The organism is Devosia riboflavina, from assembly GCF_000743575.1.
Lineage (GTDB): Bacteria > Pseudomonadota > Alphaproteobacteria > Rhizobiales > Devosiaceae > Devosia > Devosia riboflavina.
The window spans coordinates 335,789-349,007 of record NZ_JQGC01000003.1; the positions used below are offsets into that span (position 1 = coordinate 335,789).

At 61.9% G+C, this 13,219-nt stretch carries 14 protein-coding genes; 7 read left to right on the forward strand and 7 right to left on the reverse strand.

Going from position 1 to position 13,219, the window contains the following annotated elements; translation table 11 throughout:
- The first annotated feature begins 53 nt into the window (after window positions 1-53).
- Complete coding sequence (locus JP75_RS04760; protein ID WP_051960360.1) at window positions 54-1,184, forward strand: DUF2235 domain-containing protein; 1,131 nt, start codon at window positions 54-56, stop codon at window positions 1,182-1,184.
- 404 nt (window positions 1,185-1,588) lie between these two features.
- Here the strand turns inward: JP75_RS04760 and lepA are convergent, their stop codons facing one another.
- On the reverse strand, window positions 1,589-3,394 hold the full coding sequence (gene lepA, locus JP75_RS04765) for a translation elongation factor 4 (RefSeq protein ID WP_035079885.1): 1,806 nt from the start codon (window positions 3,392-3,394) through the stop codon (window positions 1,589-1,591).
- A 91-nt stretch (window positions 3,395-3,485) separates the two neighbouring features.
- Here lepA and JP75_RS04770 point away from each other — a divergent pair, with 91 nt between their 5' ends.
- Window positions 3,486-4,361, forward strand: coding sequence for an extensin-like domain-containing protein (locus tag JP75_RS04770; RefSeq protein WP_051960361.1), 876 nt, complete (start codon window positions 3,486-3,488; stop codon window positions 4,359-4,361).
- Between the two features lie 2 nt (window positions 4,362-4,363).
- Here the strand turns inward: JP75_RS04770 and JP75_RS04775 are convergent, their stop codons facing one another.
- The gene (locus tag JP75_RS04775) at window positions 4,364-4,762 is read right to left on the reverse strand and encodes a hypothetical protein (protein WP_035079888.1); all 399 of its coding nucleotides are present in this window, start codon (window positions 4,760-4,762) and stop codon (window positions 4,364-4,366) included.
- 56 nt (window positions 4,763-4,818) lie between these two features.
- The gene (locus tag JP75_RS26425) at window positions 4,819-4,965 is read right to left on the reverse strand and encodes a hypothetical protein (protein WP_160194637.1); all 147 of its coding nucleotides are present in this window, start codon (window positions 4,963-4,965) and stop codon (window positions 4,819-4,821) included.
- A gap of 112 nt (window positions 4,966-5,077) precedes the next feature.
- On the opposite strand from JP75_RS26425, the gene JP75_RS04780 reads away from it, so the two are divergent.
- Both JP75_RS04780 and JP75_RS04785 read left to right on the forward strand, forming a co-directional pair.
- Window positions 5,078-5,998, forward strand: coding sequence for a LysR substrate-binding domain-containing protein (locus tag JP75_RS04780; RefSeq protein ID WP_035079891.1), 921 nt, complete (start codon window positions 5,078-5,080; stop codon window positions 5,996-5,998).
- A 39-nt stretch (window positions 5,999-6,037) separates the two neighbouring features.
- Complete coding sequence (locus JP75_RS04785; protein WP_035079894.1) at window positions 6,038-7,291, forward strand: NAD(P)/FAD-dependent oxidoreductase; 1,254 nt, start codon at window positions 6,038-6,040, stop codon at window positions 7,289-7,291.
- Window positions 7,292-7,482: 191 nt separating this feature from the next.
- Here the strand turns inward: JP75_RS04785 and JP75_RS26140 are convergent, their stop codons facing one another.
- A complete protein-coding gene (locus JP75_RS26140; protein ID WP_152565730.1) occupies window positions 7,483-7,707 on the reverse strand; it encodes a hypothetical protein in 225 nt (74 codons plus the stop codon).
- A gap of 168 nt (window positions 7,708-7,875) precedes the next feature.
- On the opposite strand from JP75_RS26140, the gene mbfA reads away from it, so the two are divergent.
- Window positions 7,876-8,856, forward strand: a complete 981-nt coding sequence (mbfA, locus tag JP75_RS04790) for an iron exporter MbfA (RefSeq protein WP_035079897.1) — start codon at window positions 7,876-7,878, stop codon at window positions 8,854-8,856.
- 9 nt (window positions 8,857-8,865) lie between these two features.
- Here the strand turns inward: mbfA and JP75_RS04795 are convergent, their stop codons facing one another.
- The gene (locus JP75_RS04795; protein WP_035079900.1) at window positions 8,866-10,479 is read right to left on the reverse strand and encodes a GMC family oxidoreductase; all 1,614 of its coding nucleotides are present in this window, start codon (window positions 10,477-10,479) and stop codon (window positions 8,866-8,868) included.
- 22 nt (window positions 10,480-10,501) lie between these two features.
- Window positions 10,502-11,431, reverse strand: coding sequence for a LysR family transcriptional regulator (locus JP75_RS04800; protein WP_035079903.1), 930 nt, complete (start codon window positions 11,429-11,431; stop codon window positions 10,502-10,504).
- A 121-nt stretch (window positions 11,432-11,552) separates the two neighbouring features.
- Here JP75_RS04800 and JP75_RS04805 point away from each other — a divergent pair, with 121 nt between their 5' ends.
- Complete coding sequence (locus tag JP75_RS04805; protein ID WP_035079906.1) at window positions 11,553-11,837, forward strand: type II toxin-antitoxin system RelE/ParE family toxin; 285 nt, start codon at window positions 11,553-11,555, stop codon at window positions 11,835-11,837.
- Window positions 11,809-12,123: a HigA family addiction module antitoxin gene (locus JP75_RS04810; RefSeq protein ID WP_035079909.1), complete on the forward strand. Its 315-nt coding sequence runs from the start codon at window positions 11,809-11,811 to the stop codon at window positions 12,121-12,123. The genes JP75_RS04805 and JP75_RS04810 overlap by 29 nt, the downstream gene beginning before the upstream one ends.
- Here JP75_RS04810 and trhO read toward each other — a convergent pair.
- The gene (gene trhO / locus JP75_RS04815; RefSeq protein WP_169745519.1) at window positions 12,120-13,160 is read right to left on the reverse strand and encodes an oxygen-dependent tRNA uridine(34) hydroxylase TrhO; all 1,041 of its coding nucleotides are present in this window, start codon (window positions 13,158-13,160) and stop codon (window positions 12,120-12,122) included. The genes JP75_RS04810 and trhO overlap by 4 nt on opposite strands.
- Window positions 13,161-13,219 lie beyond the last annotated feature (59 nt).

A 13,219-nucleotide genomic window follows, 5' to 3' on the forward strand; every position in this document is an offset into this window, starting at 1 on the left:
TTGCGGCAGGCGAAAGAGTATCCCGAAACACCTATTGGCGTGAGGACGCACTAATGAAGCGCATCGCTATATTCTGCGACGGAACTTGGAACCGAATGTCTGCGGAGCACCCGACCAATGTTTTGGTTGGCGCGCAGCTTGTATTGCCCGTCGATGCAGCCGGCATCCAGCAGATCACGTACTACGACGAAGGCGTCGGCACGGATGGCCCGGAATTTATCAAGCTGCTTCAAGGCGCGTTTGGCTGGGGTTTGCTGGAAAAGATCGAAGCCGCCTACCGGTTCTTGATCTTCAACTATGAGCCTGGCGATGAGGTATATATCTTCGGGTTCTCGCGTGGAGCCTACACCGCCCGGTCCCTTGCGGGCCTAATTCGGAAGTGCGGTATCGCACCTCGGTCGCAGGCCGGACAAATCCGCGAGATAGTCGAGTTCTACAAAGACGCGGCCACGAAGCCAGACAGCGACGAGGCGCAAAGGCGCCGCATGATTTGGTCGCCTGGAGTTATCCTCAAGGAGCTTGATCGGCAGTGGCGCCTCGATCATGGAGCTCTGCCGGATGTCGTCTCGTCTGCGAAAATGTTGACCATCCGCTATGTCGGCGTTTGGGATACGGTGGGAGCGCTCGGTGTGCCCAAACACCTGCTCCTCAATACGTTCTTCCCGACGAAGAAGTACGAGTTTCACGATCATCAACTCAGCAGCACGGTGAAAGCCGCACGACATGCCGTGGCGACCGACGAACGCCGTCTCAGTTTTGAGCCATCGCTTTGGGACAATCTGGACATCTTGAACGCTGCGGCAGGCGACAGCGGGAAGTACCAGCAACTCTGGTTTCCAGGCGACCATGGCTCGGTGGGCGGTGGCGGAGACATAAGGGAACTGTCCAACGAGGCTTTGGCTTGGATCATGGATGGCGCGTCAATTGAGGGATTGGCGCTCAACCTTGATAGGCTGGAGGCACTTCGAAAAGCCACAGACCCGTTAGCGCCGCTGCATAACCAAACTAAGAAGCCGGGCTTGATGGATCGCATGTACCAACTTGCGGATCGCGACGGGCCGCAGCGGACGGACCTCCTCTCCGAGAGCACCAAGATCCGTTTGAGCTACGAGGCCAAGGCCCAAGACTGGCGGCCTTATCGGCCACTTACGCTCCGAGCCGTCTGGCCGAAAGCGAATGGCTAAAGGCGGTATGTGCCATGGCAGGGAACTTTCACACTAGAAGGGCGCATCCGCGGGTTGTCGGCGGGCGCGCTATCCGAGTCAGCGAAACGACGGTATTTCGAGAAGACCGATCGCAGCGGAAGCTGCGGTCATATAGCCTGTCGTGCCCGATATGCGGCAAGCCGATCATTCGCATTAGGATGCCGAATTCAGGTGCTGCATTCTTTGAGGGCGGCGACGGGCTGAGGCAGGTAAAGCACCCGTGCTTCACTGTTGGCCGCGGGCTCTCTCGAAAGCGAGACGAAGACACACCCGATCTGTTCGACGGCTTCGAAAGGTCAGAATCGGAATAGCGAGGCTGGCATCTCAGGATGGACCCCGGCCTTCGCCGGGGTGACAGTCAGACGATGGAATGAGCCCGAGGCTCACTCGTCACCCATCTTCAGCGCCTTGATGAACGCTTCCTGCGGAATGTTGACATTCCCGTACTGGCGCATCTTGGCCTTGCCCTTTTTCTGCTTGTCCAAGAGCTTGCGTTTACGCGTGGCGTCGCCGCCATAGCACTTTGCCGTCACGTCTTTTCGCATGGCGCGCACTGTTTCACGCGCAATGATCTTGCCGCCGATGGCGGCCTGGATCGGGATCACGAATAGATGCGGCGGGATCAGCTCCTTGAGCTTTTCGCACATCAGGCGGCCGCGCGACTCGGCAACGCTGCGGTGCACCAGCATGGAGAGCGCGTCGACCGGCTCGGCATTGACCAGAATGGACAGCTTCACCAGATCGCCCTCACGATGGGTATCGAGGTGATAATCGAAACTCGCATAGCCCTTCGAGATCGACTTCAGGCGATCGTAGAAGTCAAAGACCACTTCGTTGAGCGGCAGGTCATATTCGACCATGGCGCGATTGCCGACGTAGGAAAGGTTGTTCTGGATGCCGCGGCGGTCCTGGCAGAGTTTTAGGATCGCGCCGAGATATTCGTCGGGCGTCAGGATCGTCGCCTTGATCCAGGGCTCGCGGATTTCCTCGATCTTCATCACATCCGGCAGGTCGGCCGGATTGTGCAGCATCATCGTCTCGCCATTGGTCATCTGGACCTCGTAGACCACCGAAGGGGCGGTGGCGATGAGATCGAGATCGAACTCGCGGCTGAGGCGCTCCTGGATGATTTCGAGGTGTAGGAGGCCCAAAAAGCCGCAGCGGAAACCGAAACCGAGCGCAGCCGAGGTTTCCATTTCGAAGGAGAAGGACGCGTCGTTGAGGCGCAGCTTGCCCATGGCGGCGCGCAGCTCGTCGAAGTCGGAAGCATCGACCGGGAAGAGGCCGCAGAACACCACCGGCTGGGCCGGACGGAAGTCGGGCAGCGGGGTGTCGGTGGGTTTGCGATCGTCGGTGATGGTATCGCCGACATTGGTATCGGCCACTTCCTTGATCGAGGCGGTGAAGACACCGAGTTCGCCGGGGGTGAGTTCCTTGACTTCCACCAGCTTGGGGGTCTGCACGGCGACGCGATCGAGTTCGTAGACGGCGCCCGAGGCCATCATGCGGATGCGCTGGCCCTTCTTCATCACGCCATCCATGATGCGGACGAGAACGACGACGCCCAGATACGTATCGTACCAGGAATCGACGAGGAGGGCTTTCAGCGGCGCATTGATATCGCCCTTGGGGGCGGGGAGGCGCGTGACGATGCCTTCGAGCACGGTGTCGATGCCAAGGCCGGTCTTGGCCGAGATTTCGAGCGCGTCGGAAGCGTCGATGCCGATGACGTCCTCGATCTGCTGCTTTACGCGCGGGATATCCGCTGCGGGCAGGTCGACCTTGTTGAGGACGGGCACGATCTCGTGGTTGGCATCGAGCGCGTGATAGACATTGGCAAGGGTCTGCGCCTCGACGCCCTGCGAGGCGTCGACGACCAGCAGCGAACCTTCGACGGCGGCCATGGAGCGGCTGACTTCATAGGCGAAGTCGACGTGTCCGGGCGTGTCGATGAGGTTGAGGACATAGTCCTCGCCATCCTTGGCCTTATAGTTCAGGCGCACGGTCTGCGCCTTGATGGTGATGCCGCGCTCGCGCTCGATATCCATCGAGTCGAGGACCTGTTCCTTCATCTCGCGCAGGTCGAGGCCACCGGTCATCTGGATGAGGCGGTCGGCGAGCGTGGATTTGCCATGGTCGATGTGAGCGACGATGGAGAAATTGCGGATATTTTTAAGCGGCGTGGTCATTCGCGCCTGATAGCAGAAGGCGGGGGCGCGAGAAAGATGGTTTCCGCGCGGTAAACGGCAACGTTCGCATGGGAAATGCGTTTGGAGGTGCATGGCTTTTCCCCTCCGCGCATTCGCCGCCCTTTTGGTGCTCGCTCCCGTGTCTGTCTCGGCGCAGGATTTTTTGAAACCCCTCGAGGATTTTGTCGAAGACCTGGTGCCGCAAAGGGCGCCGGCGACGCGGCCCGTGCCCAAACCTGCGGCGGAGGTGAAGGAAGAGGCGGAAACACCGCCGCCTTTGCCAAAGCCGCGGCCGGAGGGTCTGGGTGAGGAGCCTGAACCGGAAGAACCGGTCGAGGCGCCTGGGCCTGAGGCTGCGCCCGAACCGGAGCCGGAGCCTGTGAAAGAAGAGACTGTGGTGGATGACCGAATCTACCAGACGGCCTGTCCGGCGGTGATTTCAGGAGCCGTGGTCGCGAAAATGCTGCCGCCGATTGCCGAGGGTGTCTGCATGGCGCAATCGCCGCTTGAGGTGACGGCGCTGAACCTGAATGGCAAGGCGGTGAAGCTGACGAGCCCGATCCAGACCAATTGCGAGATGGCGACGGCGCTGGTGGATTGGGCCGGCGATGTCGACGCCTATGCCAAGGCGGCAATGGATAGCGAGCTCGTCGCGCTGCAGACGGGCACGAGCTATATGTGCCGGGCGCGGGTGGGTGGGGCGGAGCAGTTCACCTCGGAGCATGGCTTTGCCAATGCGGTTGACGTCGTCGGCTTTGCGCTTGCCGATGGGCGCAGCATTGCGGTGAAGGAGGATTGGCTGCCGGCGACGACGCCTGAGGCGAAGCTGCTACGGCAGTCACATGGCGCGGCTTGCGGGAAATTTACGACGGTGCTCGGCCCCGAGGCCAATGCGGATCATGAAGATCATCTGCATCTCGACCTCGGGTGTCACGGGCAGACCTGCACGGCGCAGATCTGCGAGTAGGATCAGGTGCCGGAATAGACGGCGATGACGGCGTCGGTCTGCTGGCGATCGGCGCTGCCTTCGGCGCAATCGATGCCGGCCTTTTCGACGTCGGCCTTTACGGTCTCATAGGCTTTTATGGCCGACTCGCCTTCGAGATGGAAATCGCTTTCGAGCTGGCGGCGATGGGCGGCCATGGCGGTCACGCCCGGCTCGACCACGGTGATATTGCACAATTCAATCGTCGCCTGGGTGGCGTAGAGGCCGGTAAGAAGCTGGCCCTGCTTGGGCATGGCGTCGACAACGGCGCCGGGGTCGACGGTGATCGTCGGCGCCGCGGCCGGTGCGGGAGTGGCTTCCTGCGCCAGCGGCGCGGCAATGGTCAGGGCAAGGACGGAAAGGGCAAGGGCGAAGCGTGGCACGTGGGCACTCCATGCTCGGGAAAAGATTTCCCGCCATTCTCAGCCCGATTATGGCTTCAGCACGGCGTGCAATCGGCCTTGGGATGATGCGGGGGCAGGTCAGCCCAATCCCTGGCTGCCAGGGTCGGTTCCATTGGCGACGGCGAGGCGGGCGCATTGAGCCAGGCGATGACAAGGCGCAAAAACTCGTTCAGGCGGGACATGGCAGTCTCCTCTGCGCTAAAATTGCGGGGCGGTGTTGAAGTGTCTTCACCTTGCGCCCGATGCCCCCTCGCCGCAATGGACAAGGTTTTTGGCTCGGTATAGAAAATCTATATGAGCAGTCCCTTCCCCATTCCGCTCAATGCCCTGCGGGCGATCGAGATCGTGGCGCGGGCCGGTGCGCTGGCTCCGGCCGCCGAGGAACTGGGCGTAACCGTGGGCGCGGTCAGCCAGCATCTGCGGCGGGCCGAAGAGCGGCTGGGCATGGAGCTCTTTGCGCGCACGCCGCAGGGGCTCAAACCCGTGCCGGAGCTGGTCGACATCCTGCCCCAGCTTTCGGCGGGTTTTGCATCATTGCGCGATGGGCTCGCGACGCTGACCGGCGCGCATGAAGGCGTGCTGAATGTTACCGTGGGCAGCGTCTTTGCTTCGCGCTGGCTGATCTGGCGGGTCAACAAATTCTCTTCGCGCCATCCCGGATTGGAAGTGCGGCTGACCGTGACCGGCGCCATGCTCGACCTGACGCGGCCGGACCTTGATTGTGGCCTTCGCTTTGGCGATGGCAATTGGCAGGGCGTCTCCGTCAGCCTGATCGGCGGGCAGGATTTTCAGCCGGTCTGCGCGCCCGAATTCCTGCGGCGCCACCCCGACATGTCGGACCTCGGAAAAATTCCCGTGATCGCCGACCAGACGAGCATGCTCGATTGGCCGCTCTGGCTTGGGGCTGCCGGGTATGATCCGAAACTGAAACTTTCGGGACCCGTCTATTCCGATGCTTCGCTGGCTTTCGATGCCGCCATTTCCGGCCAGGGCATTCTGCTGGCAGCCGATATGATGAGCGCCGATGCGGTTTGCGACGGGCGGCTGGTGCGGCCTTTCGAAAAGCCGGTCAAGGGCGGGCATGGCTACTATCTCGCGACCGCCAGGGGGCGCCGAGAGTCCAAAAAACTAAAACTGTTTCGCGACTGGCTGGCCGAGGAAGTGCCGGCCAGCGCCAGAGGCTATCTGTTCCAGTCCTCGCCTGATGCCAGCTAGGCAGACTGCAGGGACCGGAAATTCGTCAAGGAGGCGAATATGCAAGACGTCCTGATCCTTGGAGCCGGCATTGTCGGCATTTCTACCGGGATCCATCTCCTCAAGCGCGGGCGCAGCGTCACCCTGGTCGACAAGAACCAGCCCGGCCGCGAAACCTCCTATGGCAATGCCGGTATCATCCAGCGCGAAGGGGTGCGGCCGCATGCCTTTCCGCGCGATCTCCATACGCTGATGCAGGTGGGGCTGCATCTGTCGACGGCTGCCCGCTACGAGCCGCTGGCTTTGCCGCGCATCGCGCCACCACTGCTGAAATACTGGTGGGCTTCTTCGCCCGACCACTATCGGCAGGTGGTCGAAAATTATGCGCCGCTGATTGCGCGCTCGATCGACACCCATGCGGAACTGATCGCCGAGGCGGGGCCGGATGCAGAAAAGTTGATTTCCAAGAAGGGCTGGTATCTGGTTTTCCGCACGCTCGAAAAACTGCAGCGGGAAGCGGCCAAGGCCGAGGAAGATCGGGCAAGGTTCAATATCCATCACGAGGTGCTGGACTGGGCTGTGCTGAAGGCGCTGGAGCCGAGCCTGATCGGCGGGCTTGCTGGCGGCATTCACTGGACCGATCCCTGGACCGTCACCGATCCGGGCGGGCTCGTGACGCAATATTTCAAGCTCTTCGAAAAGCTAGGCGGCACCTTTGTTTCGGGCGAAGCTTCGGGCCTGACGCAGGATGGGGTGTACTGGCAGACGCGGGTGGGCGGGACGCTGCATACGGCGAGACAGGCTGTCATTGCGCTCGGGCCCTGGGCCCCGGAAGTTCTCGACAAATTGGGCTATCGCCTGCCGCTTTTCGTCAAGCGCGGCTATCACATGCACTACAAGCCCGCCCCGGGCGCGGCGCTCAATCACCTGCTGCTCGATGCCGAGGTTGGCTATGTGTTGGCGCCGATGGCGAGGGGAATTCGCCTGACGACGGGCGCCGAGTTCAACCTGCGCGATGCGGCGCCGACACCGATCCAGCTCGGCAAGGCCGAGGCGGCGGCGAAAGAGGTGTTTCCGCTGGGCGAGCGCGTCGATCCGCAGCCATGGAAGGGCGCGCGGCCCTGTACGCCGGATATGATGCCGATCATTTCCAAGGCGCCGAAGCATGAGGGGCTCTATGCCGGGATTGGGCATGCGCATCACGGATTTACGCTGGGGCCGGCGACGGGTGAGCTGCTGGCGCAGATGATGACCGGGGAAGCGACGGCGATCGATATGAAGCCGTTCAGGATGGAGCGGTTTTTAGGGCATTGAGCGAAGCCGACTGTGCGCTTGGGAGGACGGCTCGGCTATTGAGTTTGTCGGCACCCCCTCCCACCCTCCCCCGTCAAGGGGGAGGTGCTGGATCGAGTTTTGGGGGAGAACATTTCAAACCCACCGGCTCGACACCCTCCCCCTTGCGGGGAGGGATGGGGAGGGGGTTCGGGCTACGCAGTTGCTCGTCGCTACCCCAGCGCGACTACCGCAATAACACCACAGACAAAACCAATCGCAACGAGTAGGACGACATTGAGCGCCCTTCCGTTGCCGCGCTTGGCGAAAAGTAGTGGCGTCTTGCCGCTCGCCCTGAGCCGCTCCGGCGCACCCCATTTCAGCCGGCGAAACGCATAGACATTCGAGCGGCGTCTTTGGGCTTCGAGTGTTGCGTGATCTGGCTTGTCGCTGGACATGGTTTTTCCCGTTTGAGCCAAGGCAAATGGGGATGAACTGATCCCATCACAATGGCAGAACCCGCAAAGCGGGAAAGAGCGTTAACGTCGCAGGGCGAAATCGCTCTTGCTCAAACATTAGAACGGTTCTAAATATTGTTTGGAACAATTCTAATCTGTGGGGCAGGCATGTTTACCCTTTGGCCGGACAATCGACGCGCCTTTGAAACGCTTTCGGAGCGTGAAATCCTGTCTTTGGCGATTGCCGCCGAGGAAGAGGATGGGCGCATCTATTCCGAACTGGCGACGCGGCTGGGCGAGACCTATCCCGGCACGGCGGCGCTGCTCGAAGCCATGGCGGCCGAGGAAGACGATCACCGCCGGCGGCTGCTCGACATTTATGTCGATCGGTTCGGCAAGCGGCTGGTGCCGATCCGTCGCGAACATGTGCGCGGCTTTCTCAATCGCAAGCCGGTCTGGTTGCTGAAGACCCTGACGCTTGAGCAGGCGCGCCAGCAGGTCTGGGAAATGGAGGAAAGCGCCTACCATTTTTATCTCGAGGCGGCGAAGCAGGCCAATGACGTGGGCATCCGCAAGCTGCTCGGCGATCTCGCCCGGGCCGAGCGCGGCCATGCGGCATCGGCCACAAAACTCGACGAAAAACTGCTGGGTGATGCCGGCCACGACACCGAGAAGGACGAGGCGCATCGCCAGTTCCTCCTCACTTATGTGCAGCCGGGCCTGGCCGGGCTGATGGATGGTTCGGTGTCGACACTGGCGCCGGTCTTTGCCGCCGCCTTTGCGACGGGCGATACGCACCAGACTTTTCTGGTCGGTCTTGCCGCCGCGGTGGGCGCCGGCATTTCCATGGGTTTTACGGAGGCTGCTTCCGACGACGGCAAGCTGACGGGTCGTGGCTCGCCCATCAAGCGCGGCCTTGCCGCCGGGATCATGACCGCCGTGGGCGGGCTGGGGCATGCCCTGCCCTATCTGATCCACGATTTCTGGACGGCGACCTTTATTGCCGGCCTCGTGGTGCTGCTCGAACTCTGGGCCATCGCCTTTATCCAGAAGCGTTACATGCAGACCCCATTCTGGCGGGCGGTGATGCAGGTGGTGCTGGGCGGCGCGCTGGTTTTTGCAGCAGGTGTGTTTATCGGCATGGCGTGAGGTCGGAGCCTAAGCCCCCGCCACCAGACTCGCAGCCTTCGAGCCGATCGCCATGGCCGGGGCATTGGTATTGCCCGAGACGATCTGCGGCATGATCGAGCAGTCGATGACGCGGAGGCCGTCAATGCCGCGGACCTTCAGCTCCGCATCGACCACGGCGGTGGGATCGTCGTCGCGGCCCATGCGTAGCGTGCCGACGGGGTGGTAGTTGGTCTTTACCGTCTGGCCGCAATAGTGGTTGAGGGCTTCCGGATCGTCCATCACAGCCTGGCCGGGAAGAAGTTCGGTATCGATCTTTGCCGCCAGCGGCGCTGATTTCAGCAGCTTTCGCGCTTCGTGGAGGGCCGCGATGGTGAGGCGGAGATCGTCGGGGGCACCGAAAAAATTGCAGTCGACCACCGGCTGATCGGCGGGGTCGGCCGAGCGCAGGGTAACGCTGCCGCGCGCCTCGGGGCGGAGGAGGCAGGACGTAAACGTGACGCCATAGGTGGGCTTGGCGGCCGAGACGTCGCGGTCGAGATAGACGATGGGGGCGCAATAGAGCTGGATGGTCGGGCGGCTGCCGCCATCGGGATCGAAGAACATGCAGGCTTCGATGCCGGTCGTGGTGACGGGGCCCGAATTGGTGAGGAGATATTGGAGGCCGTTGCGGATCATGTTCCAGCCGCGGTCCTGCCCAAAGTAACCTGACTTGCCCTTGGTGGTGGCAATGACCGGGACCTCGTGATGGTCCTGCAGGTTTTGGCCGACGCCGGCAATGTCGGCGACGACGGAGATGCCGTGCTGGCGGAGGTGCTCGGCGGGGCCGATGCCCGAGAGCATCATCAGCTTGGCGCTATTATAGGTGCCGGCGCCCACCAGCACCTCACGCTCGGCGCGGATGGTGTGGTTTTCGCCGTCCTTGGTATAGGCGACGCCGGTGGCGCGGCCATTTTCGATGAGGATGCGATCGACGCGAGCGCCGGAAATGATGGTCAGCTTGCCATCGGACTTCAGCGGATCGAGGAAGGCTTTTACGGCGTCCGAGCGCTCCTTGTAGCGACCCCATTGCCCATAGGTGTGCTGCATGATGCCGACGCCGAATTGGGTTGCGCCGTTGAAATCGGGATTGGCCTTGTGGCCGAGCGCCTGCGCTGCGGCGATGAAATCGTGGGTGGTCTGCGTCGTATAGCCGGGGTCGGAAACGCGGAGGGGTCCGCCATTGCCGTGGAAACCGTCGTGGAGGCGCGCATTGTCTTCCACGGCCTTGAAATGGGGAAGTATGGCGTCATAGGACCAGCCGGGATCATTGCCGAGGCTTTGGGCCCAGCCGTCATAATCCTCCTTCTGGCCGCGCATATAGACCATGGCATTGACCGAGGAGCCGCCGCCCAGAACTTTTGCCACCGGCACGATGGGCGCGCGTCCGCCAAGCTGGGGCTGCGGCACGGTCTTGTGCATCTCGAGGAACGTGTCCTGGCCCAGATATTTCATATAGCCGGCCGGCATGGCCATGATGCGATTGGTGCGGGCGCGACCGCGCTCCAGCATCAGGACGGAAAAGCCGAATTCTTTCACAAGCCGCCAGGCCGTGACCGAGGCAGCCGAGCCGCCGCCGGCGATGACGAAATCATATGTGGGCATAATATCTCCTCTTGGCGGGAGATTAGGCGGCGGAAAGCAGGTCTTCTAGTCGGCTATCGAGGATAGTGCCCACTCGCGCGCATTCCTTGGCAATTTCCCGGATGAAATCGACCAGCATGGGCCGCTCCAGCGCTGTCAATGAACGGACCACCATGGCAGTATCGCGATGGAGGGGCTCCACATCGATGGGCAGGATTTCGACAAGGCGTCCGGCCGCGATATCGTCGGCGACAGCTGAATTGACGAAAAAGCCGATGCCCTCGCCCTTGATGGCGAGGCGGCGGGCTGGCCCGGTGGGCAGTTCGACGCTGGTGGGCGCGCGCCGGGTCAGGGCGGTGGACGCTTCCGGAGCCACCTGCCACCAGATCAGCGAAATGACCCGCGGCACCAGTGCCAGCACCTCTTCGATTTCCGGCGTGGCGCTGAGCTTGGCGGCCTTATCGGCCGAGATGACCAGAGGTACGCGCTCGCGCATGGTCAGCAGCGGCACGAGATCGACGGCGAGGGGTTCAAGATTGGGCCAGCAGAGGATGCCCAATTCGGATTCGCGCTCATGCAGCATTTCGGCGATCTGGGCCTGGCGGCCCTCGTTTACCACAACGTCCACCGCCGGATATTTTTCCTGAAAGCGCAAGAGGCTTTCGGTGATGAGCGGGGAGACGAGGCTGCGCAGCGAGGCGATGGCGATGCGGCCGCGCTCGACCCGGCGCAGGGCCTCGCGCGCTTCCTGTGCCGTGCCGATGATGCGGCGGGCAAAGGGCAGAAAGGTCATGCCCTGATCGGTGAGGCTGACCGTCCGCCCGCGGACGAAAAGGGTGACGCCAAGCAGTTGTTCGAGCGCCCGCATACGCATCGAGGCAGTCGCCTGGGTGATGTTCAGATAGGCCGCCGCCTTGGTGAAACTCTGCTCGCGAACGATGCGGTCAAAAGTGCGAAGCTGGTCGAGGTCCATTGGATTGGCTTATGCAAGAGCGGTCGATAAGCCGGAATATGGTTTGTCACATAGAACATGTCTATGCGCTGAATGGCGCATGACGCATTGCGTTATATAACGCAGCGCGTTATGATTGCGCATGATCCAGAGCTTTTCGGACGGCGAAACGGAGCTGATCTGGGCCGGCCACCGCAGCCGCAGGCTGCCGGCGGACATTCAGTCCGTGGCTCTGAGGAAATTGCGTCTGCTTCACGCCGCCCGGGTCATCGGCGACCTGAGGGTGCCACCAGGCAATCGGCTCGAAGCGCTCAAAGGCGATCGCGCCGGACAATGGAGCATTCGTATCAACGATCAATGGCGCATCTGTTTTGTCTGGGATGAAGGAGGACCGAGCAATGTCGAAATCGTCGACTACCATGGATGAGGCCCTGCCCAATCCGCATCCGGGCGAAATCCTGCTCGAGGAATTTCTGAAGCCCATGGGGCTCAGCCAGAATGCACTCGCCCGCGCCGTGCATGTGCCGCCCCGGCGCATCAATGAGATCGTCTTGGGGCAGCGCGGTGTGACGGCCGACACGGACCTGCGACTGGCGCGTTATTTCGGACTGTCGGAAGGTTTTTTCCTGTCGCTGCAGATCGAGTTCGATCTTATGCAGCGTCGGCGCGAGTTGGGCGATGATCTCAAGGCGATAGAACCGCGCGCGGCCTAGCTGCTCTCGTTGCGTGCCCGGGATTCTTCGGCCAGAGCCTGCTTGCGCGCCTTGGCTTTGGCGGCGATTTCGGCGACGGCGTCGCCGAGGTGGGCCGTGCCGCGCTTTTTGGCGAGGTCCATCTGCTTCTGCCGTTCCGCTGCTGCTTCGTGCTTGGCCGTATCGTCGATGCAATAGGGGCAGGATAGGCCTTCGGCAAAGTGCTTTTGCTGGCGATCCGCTTCCGTCAGCGGATGGCGGCAGGCGCGGCAGAGGGTGGCGTCGCCAAGTTCAAGGCCGTGGCCGACCGAGACGCGCTCGTCGAACACGAAGCACTCGCCGGCAAAGCGGCTCTCTTCCTTGGGCGTCACTTCAAGATATTTCAGAATGCCGCCCTTGAGGTGGAAGACTTCCTCAAAGCCTTGGCTCAGCAGGTAGGACGAAGCCTTTTCGCAGCGGATGCCGCCGGTGCAGAACATGGCGACCTTCTTGTCCCGGGCGGGATCAAGGTTTTTCGCCACATAGTCCTTGAACTCGACAAAGCTCGCCGTCTTGGGATCGAGCGCACGCTGAAAAGTGCCGAGGCCGACTTCATAGTCGTTGCGGGTATCGACCAGCACCACGTCGTTGCGATCGATCAGCGCGTTCCAGTCTTCGGGCTCGACATAGGTGCCGACCTGTTTTGACGGATCAGCCTCGGGCGCGCGCAGGGTGACGATTTCGGGTTTGAGCCGCACCTTCATGCGCAGGAACGGCGCTTCGTCGGCGAAAGAATATTTGGTCTCGGCGCCAAGGAGGCGGCTACCGAAGGGACCGGAGACAAACAGAAAATCGGAGAGGGCGTCGATGCCTTCCGGCGTGCCGGCAACCGTGCCATTGATGCCTTCGGGCGCCAGGATAAGCGTGCCCTTGATGCCGCGATTGCAGCAGAAGGCGGCGAGCGGGGTTTTCAGCGCTTCGGCATCGGGCAGGGAGGCGAATTTGTAGATCGCCATCACCTTGTATGGATGATTGTCCTGTTGCACAGTGGTGGCAGATTCTGGGTTGAGCGCGGTCATGGCGCGCTCATACCACCGGCCGGGCCCGGCGTCACGGGCGGCCGCAAGCAAGACATCGG